The 17,248-nt window shown below is 42.5% G+C and carries 13 protein-coding genes and 3 tRNA genes; 10 read left to right on the forward strand and 6 right to left on the reverse strand.

Annotated elements, in window-relative coordinates; genetic code table 11:
• Positions 1–118 precede the first annotated feature (118 nt).
• Together RM544_RS02160 and RM544_RS02165 are read right to left on the reverse strand one after the other, a co-directional pair.
• Complete coding sequence (locus RM544_RS02160) at positions 119–1,288, reverse strand: isovaleryl-CoA dehydrogenase (protein WP_311360137.1); 1,170 nt, start codon at positions 1,286–1,288, stop codon at positions 119–121.
• Complete coding sequence (locus RM544_RS02165) at positions 1,285–1,683, reverse strand: MerR family transcriptional regulator (protein ID WP_311360138.1); 399 nt, start codon at positions 1,681–1,683, stop codon at positions 1,285–1,287. The genes RM544_RS02160 and RM544_RS02165 overlap by 4 nt, the downstream gene beginning before the upstream one ends.
• 311 nt (positions 1,684–1,994) lie before the next feature.
• On the opposite strand from RM544_RS02165, the gene RM544_RS02170 reads away from it, so the two are divergent.
• Positions 1,995–3,167, forward strand: coding sequence for a thiolase family protein (locus tag RM544_RS02170; RefSeq protein ID WP_311360139.1), 1,173 nt, complete (start codon positions 1,995–1,997; stop codon positions 3,165–3,167).
• 88 nt (positions 3,168–3,255) lie between these two features.
• On the opposite strand, the gene RM544_RS02175 is transcribed toward RM544_RS02170, so the two are convergent.
• Positions 3,256–4,902, reverse strand: a complete 1,647-nt coding sequence (locus tag RM544_RS02175) for a flagellar assembly protein A (RefSeq protein ID WP_311360140.1) — start codon at positions 4,900–4,902, stop codon at positions 3,256–3,258.
• 78 nt (positions 4,903–4,980) lie between these two features.
• Positions 4,981–6,498: an exodeoxyribonuclease I gene (gene sbcB, locus RM544_RS02180; protein WP_311360141.1), complete on the reverse strand. Its 1,518-nt coding sequence runs from the start codon at positions 6,496–6,498 to the stop codon at positions 4,981–4,983.
• 508 nt (positions 6,499–7,006) lie between these two features.
• Here sbcB and RM544_RS02185 point away from each other — a divergent pair.
• The 4 genes from RM544_RS02185 to RM544_RS02200 all read left to right on the forward strand — a co-directional run bounded on the left by RM544_RS02185 (position 7,007) and on the right by RM544_RS02200 (position 12,776).
• Positions 7,007–7,264 carry a hypothetical protein gene (locus tag RM544_RS02185; RefSeq protein ID WP_311360142.1) on the forward strand — a complete coding sequence of 86 codons (258 nt, stop codon included), beginning with the start codon at positions 7,007–7,009 and terminating at the stop codon, positions 7,262–7,264.
• Between the two features lie 141 nt (positions 7,265–7,405).
• Positions 7,406–8,473 (forward strand): isoaspartyl peptidase/L-asparaginase family protein, encoded by a 1,068-nt coding sequence (locus RM544_RS02190; protein WP_311360143.1) that lies wholly within the window; start codon positions 7,406–7,408, stop codon positions 8,471–8,473.
• Positions 8,474–8,476: 3 nt separating this feature from the next.
• Entirely contained in the window at positions 8,477–12,373 is a 3,897-nt protein-coding gene (gene hrpA / locus RM544_RS02195; protein WP_311360144.1) for an ATP-dependent RNA helicase HrpA, read from the forward strand.
• Positions 12,374–12,473: 100 nt separating this feature from the next.
• Positions 12,474–12,776, forward strand: a complete 303-nt coding sequence (locus RM544_RS02200; protein WP_311360145.1) for a PilZ domain-containing protein — start codon at positions 12,474–12,476, stop codon at positions 12,774–12,776.
• 36 nt (positions 12,777–12,812) lie between these two features.
• On the opposite strand, the gene RM544_RS02205 is transcribed toward RM544_RS02200, so the two are convergent.
• Both RM544_RS02205 and rnhA read right to left on the reverse strand, forming a co-directional pair.
• Positions 12,813–13,997: a class I SAM-dependent rRNA methyltransferase gene (locus tag RM544_RS02205; RefSeq protein ID WP_409220040.1), complete on the reverse strand. Its 1,185-nt coding sequence runs from the start codon at positions 13,995–13,997 to the stop codon at positions 12,813–12,815.
• Positions 13,991–14,461, reverse strand: a complete 471-nt coding sequence (rnhA, locus tag RM544_RS02210; RefSeq protein ID WP_311360147.1) for a ribonuclease HI — start codon at positions 14,459–14,461, stop codon at positions 13,991–13,993. The genes RM544_RS02205 and rnhA overlap by 7 nt, the downstream gene beginning before the upstream one ends.
• Before the next feature lie 108 nt (positions 14,462–14,569).
• Here rnhA and dnaQ point away from each other — a divergent pair, with 108 nt between their 5' ends.
• The 5 genes from dnaQ to RM544_RS02235 all read left to right on the forward strand — a co-directional run bounded on the left by dnaQ (position 14,570) and on the right by RM544_RS02235 (position 17,193).
• Complete coding sequence (dnaQ, locus tag RM544_RS02215; protein WP_311360148.1) at positions 14,570–15,283, forward strand: DNA polymerase III subunit epsilon; 714 nt, start codon at positions 14,570–14,572, stop codon at positions 15,281–15,283.
• Positions 15,234–16,742 carry a TIGR03503 family protein gene (locus tag RM544_RS02220; protein ID WP_311360149.1) on the forward strand — a complete coding sequence of 503 codons (1,509 nt, stop codon included), beginning with the start codon at positions 15,234–15,236 and terminating at the stop codon, positions 16,740–16,742. The genes dnaQ and RM544_RS02220 overlap by 50 nt, the downstream gene beginning before the upstream one ends.
• Before the next feature lie 151 nt (positions 16,743–16,893).
• Positions 16,894–16,970 (forward strand) — tRNA-Asp (locus tag RM544_RS02225).
• A 27-nt stretch (positions 16,971–16,997) separates the two neighbouring features.
• Positions 16,998–17,074 (forward strand) — tRNA-Asp (locus RM544_RS02230).
• 42 nt (positions 17,075–17,116) lie between these two features.
• Positions 17,117–17,193: transfer RNA gene (locus RM544_RS02235), tRNA-Asp, on the forward strand.
• Positions 17,194–17,248: the final 55 nt, after the last annotated feature.

Raw genomic sequence — 17,248 nt, forward strand, 5'->3', positions numbered from 1 at the left:
CCTCTTGTTGTCGCTCTGCCTGCATTATATGTAACCAGACGGCTGTGCAAATGACTCAACCGTCTAGTGGTTTGCGCAAACTATTATTTACGCTTCAGTGTGGTTTAGCTTGTTGGCTCTACGCCGACTCATTGAATAATTCACGGCCAATTAACATACGGCGTATCTCACTTGTTCCCGCACCAATTTCATACAGCTTAGCATCACGTAGCAGTCGACCTGTGGGATACTCGTTAATGTAACCGTTGCCGCCAAGCAACTGGATAGCGTCTAAGGCCATTTTGGTTGCCAATTCAGCACTATATAAAATAGCACCAGCCGCATCTTTACGGGTGGTTTCGCCGCGATCACATGATCGTGCAACGGCATAAACATAAGCTCTAGCTGCATTCATTTGAGTATACATATCGGCCACTTTACCTTGAACCAACTGGAACTCTCCGATTGATTGACCAAATTGTTTTCTGTCATGGATATACGGAACGACAACATCCATACAAGCTTGCATAATGCCTAAAGGACCACCTGATAGCACTAAGCGTTCATAGTCTAGGCCACTCATTAAGACTTTTACACCGCCACCAAGTTGACCTACGATATTCTCTTCAGGGATTTCACAATCTTGAAAAACTAATTCACAGGTATTGGAAGAGCGCATACCTAACTTGTCCAGTTTTTGGGCTTGAGTAAAACCGGGGGTTCCTTTTTCAACAATAAACGCAGTGATTCCGCGTGAACCTGCATTTACATCGGTTTTAGCATAGATGATGAATACATGAGCGTCAGGACCATTGGTGATCCACATTTTATTTCCGTTCAATATGAATTTGTCGCCTTTTTTCTCTGCACGTAATTTCATACTGACCACGTCAGATCCCGCATTCGGCTCGCTCATCGCGAGTGCGCCAATGTATTCACCTGAAACTAACTTTGGTAGATACTTTTCTTTCTGTGCTTGATTACCATTTTTTGCTAATTGGTTTACACAAAGGTTAGAGTGCGCACCGTAACTTAAGCCAATACCTGCAGATGCTCTTGATATCTCTTCCATAGCGACAGTATGAGCAAGGTAACCCATATCTGAACCACCGAACTCTTCTGTCACAGTGACACCAAGCAAGCCCATATCGCCCAACATAGGCCATAATTGATTTGGGAACATATTGTCTTCGTCTGCTTTTTCAGCGAGTGGTGCAATTTCGCTTTGGGCAAAATTGTAAACGTGTTCGCGAAGCATATCGATATCTTCGCCAAGACCGAAATTCAAAGTAGGATAGGGTGCGTTCATATTAGTTCACCTTTTTGTAATTCATTTAATTCTTCTTTACAGCGCGACTCAACGTCATCTAATTCATTCATCAACATTTGTATGTCGTTGAGTTGTTGATTCAACACTGCTCGTTTCTGCTCTGTTAGTTCCAACATAGTTTGCAACTGTGCAGCACTATTTGGATTGGTATCGTATAACTCAAACAATGTCTTTATCTCCGCTAGAGAAAAGCCTAGTCGCTTTCCTCGCAGAATCAATTTAAGACGGACTTTATCCTTTAGGTGGTAAATACGACTTTGTCCTTGTCGTTCTGGCACCAATAAGCCTTGTTCTTCATAAAACCGAATAGATCTCGCGGTAATATCAAACAGTTTCGATAGCTCACCGATGGTATATTGTTGGTCTTCCGACATTATTTTCACCTATAAATCAATAAACACCGCAGTGACACATGCTTGTCATGTCTTGTATCTACAATAGAATCAAGCTTCTGGAAGCGCATTCTTTGTTGCATTTATCTTTCATTTAACACAAATTATTTATTTATACATCTACTAGCTTTACGTTTACGTAAAGCTGGGTTAACGTAAAGGTAAAGTAAAGTTTAATGTAGATCAACAAAAAACCATTTAAATTTGGTCTACCACCAAAGTCGTCTTTTAAACGACCTGAAACGATTTATAGTCAAAATGTGGGTTATATTTTAAACAATAGGAAGAATGAAATGAGTGATTCAATTGTAATTGTCAGTGCGAAAAGAACACCTATGGGTGGTTTTATGGGAAGTCTTTCGGCCGTTGCTTCCACCGTTTTGGGTGCAACAGCGATAGAAGCTGCCATTGATGGCATTGATGTAAATGCGGTTGATGAAGTGATCATGGGATGTGTATTACCTGCCGGTTTAGGTCAAGCACCTGCAAGACAAGCGACACTCGGTGCTGGTTTGCCATTAGCGTCGGGCGCAACCACCATCAATAAGGTGTGTGGTTCTGGTATGAAGGCCATTATGTTGGCTCATGATCTAATAAAAGCAGGTAGTGCTGAGCTCATTGTCGCTGGCGGTATGGAAAGTATGAGTAATGCTCCTTATTTATTGCCTAAAGCGCGAGCAGGGTATCGCATGGGGCATGGCCAAACGCTCGATCATATGATGTTAGATGGATTAGAGAATGCTTATGACGGAAAAGCAATGGGCTGTTTTGCACAAGATACAGCGGATAGCGAAAGTATTACTCGTGAACAAATGGATGAGTTTGCCCTTGGCTCGCTGAGCAAAGCAAATAAAGCCATCGCTGATGGCACGTTTGTCGATGAAATTGCACCGGTAACCGTAAAGTCTCGCAAAGGTGACCTTGTGGTAGACACTGATGAAGGTCCAGGTAATGCACGTCCTGAAAAAATTCCAGCTCTGCGTCCAGCATTCAAGAAAGATGGCACTGTTACAGCTGCAAACTCGAGTTCCATTTCTGACGGTGCTGCAGCATTAGTTATCATGTCTGAATCCAAAGCCAATGCGCTAGGTTTGAAACCATTAGCAAAAATCGTCGCGCATGCTACGAACGCAATAAAACCGGAAGACTTTACGGTTGCTCCCGTTGGCGCTATTGAGAAAGTATTTGCTCAAACCGGTTGGACAAAAGATGATGTTGATTTATTTGAAATCAATGAAGCTTTCGCAATGGTCACGATGCTGGGTATGAATAAACTGGGTTTAGATAGCAGTAAGGTTAACATTAAGGGCGGCGCATGCGCGTTAGGCCATCCTATTGGCGCCTCTGGCGCACGTATCGTTGTAACGCTACTACATGCATTAAAACAACAGGGCTTGAAAAAAGGAGTTGCTGCGTTATGTATCGGTGGTGGTGAAGGCACCGCATTAGCTGTTGAAATGCTTTAATCTAAAAACAGTAAGCCTAAAATCAAAAACGCCGAACATCTTTGAATGTTCGGCGTTTTTTGTTGCTCAAACCAGCAGGTATATCCCTTTACACCAGTGGTTCGTATGTCCATTTTCCACCAACCAAACGAACGACGCTGCGCTTATAATCTTTCTCAGAGCGCCAGTTTCGTTTATTCTGCTTCACAGAGACACCATGAAAAAGTTCTTTGTTAGCGACAACGCGAGCATTAACTTCATAATCAATTTTAGCTTGGCGCATTTCAGCTTCAATATCTTCAAGCCATTTCAGTAAATGCTTCTCAGACTCAAAAGCGGAATCAATTTTTTCTACTTGGTTTAGCAGAGAGTTAGGGATGTGACGAGAGTGAATTTCTCGTAATTTCACTTCATGGTCGAAGTTGTTTTCTCGCAACTGTTTTAACGAAGTTAAAATGGCGTCATACCGCGTGTTCAATTGATTGATACCGTCAGAGAAATCGATAATCAAAGCACTGCCAGAGATTGCGCCCACGGTACCCGCAGCGAGAGTATTTCCGCAATGGATTTCACTTGCAAATAAGTTACCCTGGGGCTTTTCTGGGTCGCCGATAGTGACTTTACCTTGGCATTTTACTTTTGAATAAGCGAGCTGCTTTCTCACATTTAAATTCTTGCCAGCGGTAATATTTAAACCTTGGCCGTGCTGAACAAAAACACTACCTTTAGCTATTAGCTGGCAGTCTTCTTCATTCATCTTGCCCATTGCACCTTCGGTAATAATGATGTCACCGCCAGCACGAATGGTAGCCGACTCCACGAACCCGTTTATGGTGACATCACCTTTTGCAATCACTTGCATACTCTCTGTTACGTCGCCATTAACCAAAACAGCGCCTTCATAATTGATATTACCTGTGCCTACGTTCACGCCTTTGGTTTGAAAGGTATCATCAACGCACATCACACCGTTTTCAAACTTTGGCTGACCGGTCACCGTTGCAATTATGGTGTTTTCATCTTGAGGTTTAAGAGTCGTATTGTGACCTAATTTGACTTCTTTCCATTCACCTGCTTCGGGTGTTAAGGCTTCACCCGCTACGTTGTAGCCTATGCGCCCTTTGCTAGGAGCTTGGCGTCTAGCGACAGGTGTTTTCGCTGGTACACACAATATGTCACCTAAGTTGCGCATATCCACTTTGTCATCACCCGCATCTTGAGGTTGTAATATGCGGTCAAGGGCATTGGGCACCAATGGTTTGATATATGAGGGTTTGCCGTCACGCGATGGCAAACCCTTTGCTACGTCATTCGTAAATTCAGCGCCACTAGGTGCAGTGGAGGCCTGCTCTATCAAGCTAATCACTCGCTTCTTACTGATCCCGCGAGTAACCCCCTGCTGATTGAGCAGAGCGAGTATGTTCTCATAGGATGGTACACTGCCAGAATAGGGCGCCTCAATCGTTAGTTGAGCGCTCATTTTGTCATCAGCTATTTCGATAGAAATGGCGGCATCACGCACCTCACCAATAACTATTTTTTGTTCTTCCACGCTTTGACTGAGCTTCGCCGCGTTCGCTTTTTCACAAAGCGACGCAATAGCATTGGTCAGCATAAAATAACTGTTATGTTCTGATGACATAACGTAAGCCTCTAAACTCGCGGGCTTGAGCTCACCTTCTAGTAGAAGAGGGTCAACAGTCGCAGTTAACTGCTTCGTGCTGCTGTTTGCTGTTAGTGTTACGCCTTTCATCATTAAAAATTTACCAAAAGAGTGACTACTTAAATAGATACTTGTTTACACGAAATTGGTTTTATCAGTAATTTCGTTAAATTACAATTCTTCCAAAAACCGAGTTAGGGAATTGAGTATCGTCATTTTTTTCTGATCATCAGCATATTTCTCTGTCAGCATCGCTATTTCTTGCTGACATTCACTCAACGACAAGCAAGTCTGTTTACCTTGCTCTATAAAGCGTTGTTTCCTATGTGACTGCCAAGTTTCTAACTCTTGCTGATCAAAACTTGATGGGAAGTTTCTACCTCTATAGCGAAAAAGTTGCGCTTGATAATCGTCATTAGGGGCTTTGTTCTGCCATACAGCAAGTTGTTCTGGCTCGCTATGACGTACTTCCATCATCCATTCTTTATCGGCATGTGAAGGAAAACCTCTAGCGTATATGCTGCCGTCAACATCAAGGTTTTGTTTGTTTGTATTCTCTTGTGTATACACTTGTGTCACTTTAGATTGTAAATCCGACATTTGTTGCAAAGATTGAAGTTGTTGTAAGCAGAATTCACGATCAATATTGAGTCTTTGCGCATGTTCTGGGCTGAGTGTTTTAGCTGGCGCAACAAACGGACATTTGTTTATATGAATCAATTTTAAGGGAGGACGCGAAATACCCTCTGGTAATTCGTCACTGCGGGTGTATAAATATTGGCTAATAGTATCAGCATCTAAGCTTAACAGTGAGGAAATATCTTCTGCTAGGTCGATACAGATAATGGCATTCTTGTTCGTTGGGTGTTGAGCAACAGGATAAAACCAAGAGCAACATCCTCTTTCTGAAGAAATCATACCGCTAATATGCAGAAAAGGCTTATTGGCCTCTAAGTCTATATGTTGAAGGACCGTATTTTTATTACGTAGGCTAAAATAGAACGAGAACAATTTAGGTTGCTTCTCTTTTATCAGTTTTGCCATTGCAATTGTCGCTTTCACGTCAGATACCGCATCATGTGCCGACTCATGAAGAATACCATTTGCCGCAGTCAACTCCTCTAAGCGGAAAGAAGGTAGTTGTTTTTCATTAATAGGCCATTCAATCCCCTCCGGTCTTAGTGCGTAACAGGCCCGCATCAAATCAATGACATCCCAACGACTATTTCCGTTTTTCCACTCGCGTTCGTAGGGGTCATAAAAATTTCGATATAGCAGGTTGCGCGTTACTTCATCGTCGTAACGAATACTGTTATAGCCAACAACACAAGTGTCATTTTTACTCATTACCGAATGAATTTTCTTAGCAAACTGCGCCTCAGAATAGCCATCTCTGAGGCTTTGCTGTGGTGTGATGCCGGTAACCAAACATGCCATTGGGTTAGGAATGTAATCATTAGGTATCTGACAAAAAAAACTGTTTGGTTTTTCTAAAATATTCAAATCTACATCAGTTCTGATGGATGCAAACTGGCAAGGAAAGTCATACTTTGGATTCACGCCCCAACTTTCATAATCGTGCCAAAGTAAGGTTGGGCCGTCATAATCTGTGGTAGTTGGCAATTCGTCTTTATCATTCAGTTCAACTAAGAAGGATTTAAATTGTTCTTTTAATTCTGAGCTTGGCATGGATCCCTGCTAATTTGAGCGCAATAAAGTAATGCGACTGACACAACGTAGCGTTTACTTTAGCATGCTTAAGTCTACATTGAACCTGACCTCAAGATATTTTCCTGTGACGCTCATTTATACAAGGCTAATTGGGCATTGTACTTACGTAAATATCGTGGGATTTCTAAGCACAAACCTTTTTAAACACGCGTTGGTAAAAGTTGATGTTTTTTATGGGTTTAGTAGTTAAATTTATTGTAAGTATCTGAAAAGTAAGTTGTATTTGTATCTTGATGTTTTTGTTTGTTATTTTGTTTTTAATGATGATTTCGTTTATTCAGACTTTTTTGCTCTAACACGTAGCGTCATTTTTCAGGCGCATTTCGCGATGAATTGAAAATACAGTGTTTCTTTTTTTCCAATCACTTTTTGCTCAATAATTGTCAGTTTCTATTCCTTTTTTGACTAAGCCTAGACGTTATTGTGGCGCTAATATGCGACAGTCATTTTTAATTAGGAAGCGATTATGCGTGAAGTAATAAAAATGGAAGCTGACTATAAACAGGGTTATGCGGATGAGGGAATATCGTCAATGGGAACTGAAATCGATAGTGCAATTTTACCCTTCTTTTCCGTGAGAAAACTGCGCTTGATCTACAATGAGCTGATTGGAAGTAGTGGATTTGAATTTGACTCATACGATGCGTTCAAGCACCAAGTGATGTCGTCGGTCGCGCCGCAATTAGAACTAAACAAGTGGCAAGCAATTGCTGCGAGGAGATAAATAGATTTTGTTACCTATGTCTTGTCTATTTTTGTCAACGTGAGCGTCTGCGGGTTCTGCTGACAAAACCTAGACAAGGCACAAGCTAATAGCTTACTGTTACTGGCAATGTTAATGGACATAAAAAATAGGATATCCAACATGCAAGTAACCAATCTTTTGAGACTGCGCACGCAGTTTGTGTGCGCACTTATGCTATCAATAAGTTTTGTTTCAAATGCGTTTGAAACTGAATCTACTACAAGCTCATTAAACCCCAATGCTAAGGTGGCTATTGCGCTGCACGGTGGTGCTGGCACGATTTCTAAGGCCAATTTAAACGCTGAGCAAGAGAAAGCATACCGCGCTATTTTGGAGCAAGCTTTGCGCGCTGGGTACCGTGCTCTACAAGCCGGAGAAGACGGTTCAGTTGCGGTCATTACGGCGATACAAATTATGGAAGATTCTCCTTTATTTAACGCGGGTGTTGGTGCCGTCTATACCTATGACGAAGAGCATGAACTAGATGCCTCAATCATGCATGGTAGGACTAAACAGGCAGGCGCGGTAGCGAGTGTGAAGCATATCAAAAGCCCAATAGCTGCTGCGAATCTAGTCATGACTGAGTCTGTGCATGTCATGCTTACTGGGGGTGGGGCAGAGGATTTTGCATTTAAGTACGGTTTAGAAAAAGTCGACAATTCAGTATTTAATACTGAGCGTCGCAAAAAAGCGTTAGATAGTGCAAAAGCAAAAATACAGGCCAATGAGCAGGCTTTTTTTGCGAACCCTGAAAATGCAGACTATAAGTTCGGTACAGTCGGTGTTGTTGTATTAGATTTACACGGCAATTTAGTTGCTGGAACGTCTACTGGCGGCATGACAGCAAAGCGCTTTGGGAGAATAGGTGATTCACCTATTATCGGCGCTGGCACGTATGCAGATAATGACAGTTGCGCGGTCTCTGGAACGGGGCATGGCGAATATTTCATCCGTTTTAACGTGGCTGCAGATATTTGCGCGAGAGTAAAATATCAAGATAAGACCATAGAGGTCGCAGCAAATGAAGTCGTCAATCAAGTTTTGGCCGAGGCAGGTGGGACTGGCGGGGTGATCGCAATGGATAATCAGGGTAATATAAGCATGCCTTTCAATACCGAAGGGATGTACCGCGCCAGTATCGACACGTCAGGCAAGGTTACTATCGGAATATACGGTTCAGAAAAATAATAAATGCAGTTTAAAATTAATGACGCCTTAGAACGCTGCCTTCTAAAGGATCGCTTTCGACTTTCAAAGCAGTATCAAAAGCTAAGTCGCTTAGCTGATAGCGATACGAAACTCGCCTCTTTTGAGGCACTCTTGCACAGCATCGATGAGTCTCAGCTAGCGAGGCAGTCTCGTGCTGAAAGTGTGCCTTCGATTGATTATCCTGACTTGCCCGTAGCAGACAAACGTGACGACATTAAAGAGGCTATATCTAAGCATCAAGTGGTCATTATTGCTGGTGAAACGGGGTCGGGGAAAACCACCCAAATTCCAAAAATGTGCCTAGAACTTGGCCGAGGCGTTGCTGGTTTTATTGGGCATACACAACCCCGACGCTTGGCGGCAAGAAGCGTTGCGTCTCGTATTGCTGAAGAATTAGAAAGTGAATTAGGTCAAGCGGTTGGCTTCAAGGTCCGATTTAGCGACAACGTGGGTGACAATAGCCATATTAAACTGATGACTGACGGAATCTTGCTGGCAGAAATCCAACAAGATCGCTACCTGAATCAATATGACACGATCATCATCGATGAAGCTCATGAACGTAGTTTAAATATCGATTTCTTATTGGGGTACTTCAAGCAACTTTTACCTAAACGAAAAGACTTAAAATTAATCATCACCTCGGCGACAATAGACCCTGAGCGCTTCTCCAAACATTTTGACGATGCGCCAATCATTCAAGTTAGCGGGCGAACTTACCCCGTCGAGATTCGTTATCACGACCCAAGCTCAGGAGGGAGTGAGGAAGAGGCCGATACCGACCAAAGTTCTGCGATAGTGCATGCTGTCGATGAACTCATGCGGGAAAAACCCGGTGATATTCTGATTTTTCTAAGCGGTGAAAGGGATATTCGAGACACACGAGACTTATTGTCTAAACAGCATTATCGAAATACGGAAATTGTGCCCTTGTATGCGCGTTTATCTGCGGCGGAACAAAACCGTATTTTTCAGTCTCACTCGGGACGCCGGATTGTTTTAGCAACGAACGTTGCTGAAACCTCGCTGACGGTTCCAGGTATTAAATATGTGATTGATCCTGGCTTGGCTAGAATGTCTCGTTATAGTCATCGCAGCAAGGTACAGCGTTTACCCATTGAGGCTATTTCGCAGGCATCTGCAAATCAGCGAGCAGGGCGTTGTGGGCGTGTATCGGATGGTATTTGTATTCGACTTTACAGTGAACAAGACTTCCTTTCTCGACCAGAGTTTACAGACCCGGAAATCATTAGAACTCATCTCTCTTCCGTCATCCTCCAAATGTTGGCCTTGGGCTTGGGAGATGTGAGTCAATTCCCGTTTGTGCAACCGCCTGACGATAAGAATATTAATGATGGCATGAAGTTGTTAGAAGAAGTTCTTGCTATCCAGCGTCAGCATGGCAAGGTCAAATTAACCAGTTTAGGTCGGAAAATTGCTCGACTACCGGTTGACCCACGCTATGCCAAAATGGTAATCGCTGCTGCTGAGCGAGATTGTGCCAAGGAAGTCATGATAATTACCGCGGGGCTGAGTGTGCAAGACCCTCGTGAACGTCCTCAAGATAAAAAGCAAGCTGCAGATGAAAAGCATAAAGACTTTGCGGATGCAGATTCAGATTTTATTTCTCTACTAAACTTATGGACAGCCTTCGCTGAACAGCAGAAAGCATTGAGTAATGGGCAGTTACGTAAATGGTGCAAGCAGCACTTTGTGCACTATCTTCGTATGCGAGAATGGCAAGACATTGTCAGTCAGATGAAAAAATCCCTAGTCGAAGTAGGTTATAGACTGAATAGTAGCGAAGCTAACTACGAATCTATACACACCAGTATTGCAACTGGCTTATTATCTCAAGTCGGGATGAAAGATAAAAACAGAGAGTATTTAGGCCCAAGAAATACGCGCTTCATGATTTTTCCGGGGTCAGGCTTAAGTAAAAGCAGTCCCAAATGGATCATGTCTGCGGAACTGGTTGAAACCTCTAAATTGTTCGCAAGGAATGTAGCGAAAGTCGACCCTCGTTGGTTGGAGCCTATATCTGTTCATTTGGTCAATAAACAATTTGCAGAACCGCATTGGAGCAAAAATAAGGGTGCGGTGATGGCGTATTTAACCATCAATTTATTTGGTTTACCGATAGTTTCTAGGCGTTTACAGAATTACTCAAATGAAGATCCAGCCTTGTGTCGTGAAATTTTCATCCGCGAAGCTTTGGTTAATGGCGACACACGACTGAGTTATGCCTTCCTGAAAAAGAATCAAGCCCTGATTGCTGAAGTCGAAACCTTAGAGCACAAATCAAGGCGACGTGATCTACTCATAGACGAAGAAGATCTCTGTTTATTTTATCAAGATAAAATACCTAACGAGGTTTGCAATGATGTCACATTTAAAAAATGGTGGCAGAAAGAAGCACATAAATCACCGACTTTATTAGACGTCGATATTGATGCTTTGCTTAAAAAGGATGCTTCTGATATCCATGATAGAGACTATCCGGATGAATGGAGACAAGGCAATATCCGACTACCCTTAAGTTATGTATTTGAACCGAATGCTGATAATGATGGGGTAAACGTGAATATTCCTTTACCGCTCTTAAACCAAGTGAAAGATGTTGGTTTTGATTGGCTAGTACCGGGTTTCCGACATGAATTGATCGTTGCATTAATCAAGGCGCTACCGAAGCGACTGAGACGTAATTTTGTACCGGCGCCTAATTTCGCAGAGGCATGCTTAGCTGATATTCAGCCCACCGATGATAATGGCGGGCCTGTTAAGCTGATTGAAGCCGTCAGCCGTAAATTACGAAAAATGACGGGTGTGATGTTAACGGAAGAAGATTTTGAAGAACTGGTTTTGCCTAATCATTTACGAATGAATTTTTCCATTGTGGATGAAAATGGCAAGGTACAAAAGCAAGGAAAGTGTTTAAGGACTCTACAAGGTCTATTAAAGGGGAAAGTGAAGCAAACGCTTGAATCTGTTGCAACGCCAGATTTAGAAAGACAAGGTCTATTAGAATGGGATTTTAATTCACTGCCAGAATCTTTTGAGCAAAAACATGCCGGCTATCAGATCAAAGCTTATCCAGCCCTTGTTCAGCGAAACAATAAGGTCGATATCGTTTTATTGGACGACATAAATACGGCACGTGAGCAGCATCGTTTAGGTGTGTATCAATTGATAAAAAATACTGTACCTTCACCCTTAAAATTTTTGCAGCAAAAGCTGCCTAATAAAGCCAAGCTCAGTTTGTATTTCAACCCATTTGGGCAGATTTCAATCTTAATCGACGATATTATCATGGCTGCAATCGACCAACTGGTGCGTGAATTTGAAGTTAAAACAAAACAACAAATCAGAGATAAACAAAGCTTTCAAGCAGTGTGTGAAATAGTGCGGGAACATATTAATGATACCGCATTGGAAATCGCTACCAAAATTGAAAAAGGCCTGACGGTTGCTCATCAAATACAGAAGCAGTGTAAGGGGAATATTCCTTTGAATATGCTAAATAGTATTGGTGCGATAAAAGCGCAATTATCCCGCTTGGTTTATCGCGGTTTTGTGTTTGATTTCGGTATACACCGTTTAGATGATTGGAACCGTTACGTCACTGCCTTGCAACAGCGTATGGATAAATTGAAAGTTGACCCTAATCGCGACCGATTGAATCAACTAGAGGTTGAGAAAGCGGATAGCAAATATCAAGAAGTGCTGAGTAAATACAAGAAGCAAGGACTAGCGACAAATCAGTTGAACGAAGTTGAGTGGATGCTAGAGGAGTTTAAGGTGTCTTTATTTGCACAACAATTGGGGACAAGTATGCCAATATCGTTGAAGCGTATTACCAATAAATTGGCTGAATTTTAGTCTCTTTGTTGACTTATATTCCGAGGCACAATATAAAGGTACTACACGATGCAAGTTCTGATTGTTGAGTTGCAAACAATAATAAAGTCCGGAGTATGAAATGTTAGGCTACGACGACAAACGCAATTTCTATAGAATGATGGTAAATTCACCTTGTGAGCTAGCAATGCTAGACGACCCGGCACAAAGGACAATTCCCGCTATTTGTAAAGATATCAGTGCCACAGGCATGTCTTTGGAAATAGAGCAGGCATCAATGGAGATTGGTACACTACTAGAGGTTTCCATTGAGTCAAATAGCGACCAAATTCCTTCATTGAGTGCAAAGGCGAAAGTACTTCGCTGTCAAGCCGAGGGTGAAAATGCCTGTTTGGTTGGTGTTGAAATAAGTGAGATGAAGTAGGGATGCGCTGCATAATCTAGCAGCCCACGATGTTTACTATACAGAACAAACTAAGCCTTTTAGATAGTACCCTTCCGGAAAATTACCGCTCACAGGATGGTCTTCACTCTGCGATAAACGTTGGGTAAAGAATACGTCTGTTTGTGCATCTAAAGCAGCATCTGCCACAATCTTTTGAAACAAGTCTTGAGACATCAAGCCAGAGCAACTAAAGGTTAGAAGTACCCCATTTTTATTCAATAAAGACAGCGCTAATCTATTGATGTCTTTGTAACCGCGCGATGCCTTGTTTAAGTTATGCTTGCCATCGACAAATTTCGGTGGGTCCAAAATGATAACATCAAAGCGTTTCCCTTGATCTTTATACTCCCTGAGGAGTTCAAACACGTCTCGCTTCAAATGCGCTACCTTTTCTAAAGGCAAGTCATTCACTAACAGGTTTTGTTTGCTCATTTCCAATGCTGATTCAGAAGCGTCTACGTTGATCACATCCGTAGCACCTGCGGCTAAGGCATACAGTCCGAATGTCCCAGTGAAACTGAAGCAGTTAAGGACACTCTTGTCTTTGCAGTAAGTTCCAGCAATTCGACGGTTCTCTCGTTGATCTAAGTAAAAGCCAGTTTTATGGCCATTTATTAAATCGACAATTATCTTTATGCCATTTTCTTCAATAGTGACTGTCTTTGGCAGTTCACCTTTGAGCGTTTGGATGAGAGGTTCAAGACCTTCTTTTTTTCTGACATCAACGTCGCTGCGCTCGTGAATAATCGCCTCAGGGAAAAGCGTTTCTAATGCCCAAACAATTTTGTTTCTGTGTTTCTCAGCGCCAGCGCTAAGTAATTGTAAAACTACGACATTGTCGTAGACATCAATAGTAATACCTGGTAAACCATCCGCTTCAGCTGCGATGAGACGATATGCGTTGGTTTGATGTTTTTCTAGTATAGAACGCTTGCGTTCTATGGCTTGCTCTATTTTTCGTTTAAAAAATACGTTATCAATGGCTTCTGACTTCGTGAACGACCATACTCGGGCGCGAATTTGAGAGTGAGGGGAGAAGGCTGCTTTTGCTAACCACGTGCCATCGCTCGCTAGCACGTCTGCAGTATCACCTATCTTTAAACGGCCTTGAGTTTCCTGAATAGCGCCCTCAAATATCCAAGGGTGACGGCGCAACATCGATTTCTCGCGCCCTTCTTTTAAAATAATAGTACTCATGATTGGCTTTGCTCATATTCTTCGTCTGTATGTAATGCGTTGCCGCTCGCTGCTTCGCGCGCCAAATCATCGACTTCTTCGTTTTCAGGCTGACCAGAGTGACCTTTAACCCAATGCCAGTCTACATCGTGCTTTGAAACCGCTTCTTCAAGTTGCTGCCATAAATCAGCATTCTTTACTGGTTTTTTATCCTTGGTACGCCATCCATTCTTTTTCCAATTATGAATCCATTGGTTAATACCATTCTTGACGTACTGACTATCCGTATATAAATCAACCTGACATTTTTCTTTCAAACTATTGAGAGCTGCCACAGGCGCAAGTAACTCCATCCGATTATTTGTGGTTAATTTGTAACCCTTGGATAAGCGCTTTTTGTGTTCATTAAAGATCAAGAGGGCACCATATCCACCCGGACCCGGATTACCCAGACAAGAGCCATCTGTGTAAATTTTCAGTTTTTTCATATTAAGTCTTATTTATCATTGTCTGCGTGAACTGCTGCGAAGTATACTAGGGTCTGTTCACCTTTGCTGTACGTTTTTACCCGCAACTTAAAAATAGAAGAAGAAAAAATGCGTCAAATAGTGTTAGATACAGAAACAACCGGTATAGACCCAAAAGAAGGTCACCGTATTATTGAAATCGGTTGTGTTGAGATGATTAATCGAAAGCTGACTGGCAACACCTATCATCAGTATATTAATCCAATGCGGGAAGTAGAAGAAGAAGCGATTGCGGTGCATGGAATAACCAATGAGTTTCTGAAAGACAAACCAAGCTTTAAGGAAATAGCACCAGCATTTATCGAATTTATCAAAGGTGCGGAATTAGTCATACATAATGCGCCCTTTGATATTGGCCATATGGACAATGAATTTCAAATCAATCGATGCTCCATTTCGCAAACGAGTGAAGTGTGCACGGTTTTAGATACATTAGCTCTAGCTAGACAACAACGTCCGGGTCAAAAAAATAACCTTGACGCTTTATGCAAAGTCTATGGTGTTGATAATGCTCATCGTACTTATCATGGCGCTCTGCTGGATTCCGAAATTCTTGCCGAAGTTTATTTATGGATGACGGGCGGACAAACGGCCATGAGTTGGGCTCATGAATCTGAAGGCAGCGATCCTCAAAAGAAAAATGCGCCTCGCAAAGTTAATGTGTCAGGTTCCTTAAAGGTTGTGAAAGCATCTGCCGATGAACTAAGTAATCATGAGGCATATTTAGATAAAATTGAAAAAAAATCTTCAACAGTGGTATGGCGCGACGTTTCAGCTGACTAGGCCACGCTCCACTCAATCCAAGCTGGTCACTAAAACCATTGCAAGTATGTATATGGTTTTGTTTTGTGTCGTTGGTGCATTCGCGCAAGACGAACGATCGCCTGATCTTGATATGCTCTTGCAGAATAAAGAGCAGGTCGAAGAAGAGAAAGAAAGAAGTGGCCCAGCGATTATTGAATTGGGCAACGAATTTCAAAATAGCATTCAACTGCTCGGCAACCGCTTCCGTATTGATAACGATGTCGATGAAGTCACAATGGTGTTCTTTAGAGAGCCAGGTTCTTCGCCTATTGTGCTAGTGCGACCGGACGGCTCCAAAGTGTTCTTGGAGGATGACGACGACGACAATATGTTGCGTTGGTATGAAACCGAAACCTACGACATGATTTCGATTAAAAAGCCAATGCCTGGCCCTTGGCAAGCAGTTGGCCAAGTGCTCGATGGCAGTAAAATTATGGTAATCGCAGATATCGTCTTAGATGCTAAGCCGATACCACCAAATATTTACTCAGGCGAAATCATTAAGCAAACCGCAGTACTAAGAAACGCAGGAAAACAAGTCGATTTCTCTCCGTTTAGAGATGTTGTCAGTTTGAGCATCGACTTTGTCAGTAATAATAATCCCAATTATGAAAATTTTGGCTTAGGTTCTCGCACCATTGCGCGCTTCCAAGATAACGGTGAAGGTTTTGACGAAGTAGCGGCCGACGGGGTATTTACTGGACAATTCAATCTCAGTATCCCAAGTGGTGAGTGGCGTCCTACTTTTAGTATTCGAACCCCAATGTACACAAGAGAGCAAATCAACGAAACAGTAATATTGCATAAAAATCCTATTCGAATCGAGACAATTATCGACGAAACGAATGAGGGGGAACATGTCATCCTCATTGATGTTGACCCCGAGCATATTAAGCTAGATTCGCTCTTAGTCGATGGAAAAATAAAGCGCCCCAATGGCGAAACAGATAATATTTCGTTAACTGAACTGAGTAGTGAGGCACGAAAGGTGAAGGTGCTAAACGATAGCTTCGGGATTTACAGGATTAATATCACCACGTTTGCCGAAACGGTGAATGGGCGCGATGTGATTATTGATGTGCCAGAACATACATTTGTTACGAAAGCACCTCCACCGCCTGAACCAGAGCCTGTTCCTGAGGCTGAGATAGAGGGTGCGAGCCCCTCACTGGACTTGCAACCATTTGCTGAACCGATTGAACCTGAGTGGTCTGCTGCTGACACGTTTACAGTAGTGATTGCGATTAACTTGTGTATTCTTATTTTTGGTGGTCTAAGCCTATTTTTAATTATCAATAAGCGGAACAATCCCGACGATAATATTTTGATGAGATTGCAAGAAAGTGCATTGTCTTTGTTGAGTAAAATAAAAAACATTATTCCTAAGAAGTCAGCAAAAACCGAAGAAGCGACATCGGGGAAAAAAGAAAGTGAATAGAAGGTCACCGCTTTGCCTAAAATTCGCGCAAGAAAACAATGTTTTTAAAAAAGCTGTTGACTCAATAAGACTGAAACCGTATTATCTGCGCCGCAATGCAGGGACAGGCTTCTTCGGAAAAATGTAACTCATTGATTTTGCTTGTTAAAGCGGAGTGGTAGTTCAGTTGGTTAGAATACCGGCCTGTCACGCCGGGGGTCGCGGGTTCGAGTCCCGTCCACTCCGCCATTTAACAAACAAGATGACATCTTCAGCGGAGTGGTAGTTCAGTTGGTTAGAATACCGGCCTGTCACGCCGGGGGTCGCGGGTTCGAGTCCCGTCCACTCCGCCATTTGTCATCTCATATTAAACAAGCAAAAGCACATACCACTGCGGAGTGGTAGTTCAGTTGGTTAGAATACCGGCCTGTCACGCCGGGGGTCGCGGGTTCGAGTCCCGTCCACTCCGCCATTTATTGCAAAGACAATACTTCAAACATCTTTTCCTCATATTTTGTTGTTCCTAG

Source organism: Brumicola blandensis (assembly GCF_031846165.1).
Taxonomy (GTDB): domain Bacteria; phylum Pseudomonadota; class Gammaproteobacteria; order Enterobacterales; family Alteromonadaceae; genus Glaciecola; species Glaciecola blandensis.

Bases quoted from the DNA above. Each gene is read 5' to 3' on its own strand.
- hrpA (WP_311360144.1), top strand. From the start codon at position 8,477: ATGCAGTTTAAAATTAATGACGCCTTAGAACGCTGCCTTCTAAAGGAT.
- RM544_RS02200 (WP_311360145.1), top strand. From the start codon at position 12,474: ATGTTAGGCTACGACGACAAACGCAATTTCTATAGAATGATGGTAAAT.
- sbcB (WP_311360141.1), bottom strand. From the start codon at position 6,498: ATGCCAAGCTCAGAATTAAAAGAACAATTTAAATCCTTCTTAGTTGAA.
- rnhA (WP_311360147.1), bottom strand. From the start codon at position 14,461: ATGAAAAAACTGAAAATTTACACAGATGGCTCTTGTCTGGGTAATCCG.
- RM544_RS02160 (WP_311360137.1), bottom strand. From the start codon at position 1,288: ATGAACGCACCCTATCCTACTTTGAATTTCGGTCTTGGCGAAGATATC.
- RM544_RS02165 (WP_311360138.1), bottom strand. From the start codon at position 1,683: ATGTCGGAAGACCAACAATATACCATCGGTGAGCTATCGAAACTGTTT.
- RM544_RS02185 (WP_311360142.1), top strand. From the start codon at position 7,007: ATGCGTGAAGTAATAAAAATGGAAGCTGACTATAAACAGGGTTATGCG.
- RM544_RS02190 (WP_311360143.1), top strand. From the start codon at position 7,406: ATGCAAGTAACCAATCTTTTGAGACTGCGCACGCAGTTTGTGTGCGCA.
- dnaQ (WP_311360148.1), top strand. From the start codon at position 14,570: ATGCGTCAAATAGTGTTAGATACAGAAACAACCGGTATAGACCCAAAA.
- RM544_RS02170 (WP_311360139.1), top strand. From the start codon at position 1,995: ATGAGTGATTCAATTGTAATTGTCAGTGCGAAAAGAACACCTATGGGT.
- RM544_RS02175 (WP_311360140.1), bottom strand. From the start codon at position 4,902: ATGATGAAAGGCGTAACACTAACAGCAAACAGCAGCACGAAGCAGTTA.